The organism is Kineococcus vitellinus, assembly GCF_009906315.1.
Classification (GTDB): Bacteria; Actinomycetota; Actinomycetes; order Actinomycetales; family Kineococcaceae; genus Kineococcus; species Kineococcus vitellinus.
On sequence record NZ_JAAALL010000673.1, the window covers coordinates 1 to 379 of the forward strand.

General features: G+C 83.4%; 1 pseudogene. It reads right to left on the bottom strand.

Annotation, left to right across the window (positions count from 1 at the left end):
* Positions 1-379, bottom strand: a pseudogene (locus GTQ99_RS24040) (ComEC/Rec2 family competence protein); the annotation flags it as partial.

The following is a 379-nucleotide window of genomic DNA, read 5'->3' on the forward strand; positions in this document are numbered from 1 at the left end:
GGGCGGGGGTCGGAGGTGGTGCGGGCGGTCGCGGACACGCTCGCCCGCTGCCCGGCCCACCGCTCCAGGTCGCCGGAGGAGGCCCGCGCCTGCTGGAGCACCACCACCAGCAGGACGAGCGCGCAGGCCACCAGCACCAGCAGCGCGGGCACGAGCAGCGGGCGAACGAGCAGCCCGGGCGCGGCGGGGCCCGGCGCCCCGCGGCGGCGCGCCGGGGCGACGGCGGGGAGGACGGAGCGGGTCAGGACGGCGAGGGCGGCGAGGACGGCGAGGGCGGCCGCCACGACCAGGGCGGCCCGCGCCTCCCGCGGGTGCGCGACGGCGGCGCCCGCGCACGCCCAGGCGCCGAGCGCGGCGGCGACCAGGCGCAGGTCCAGCG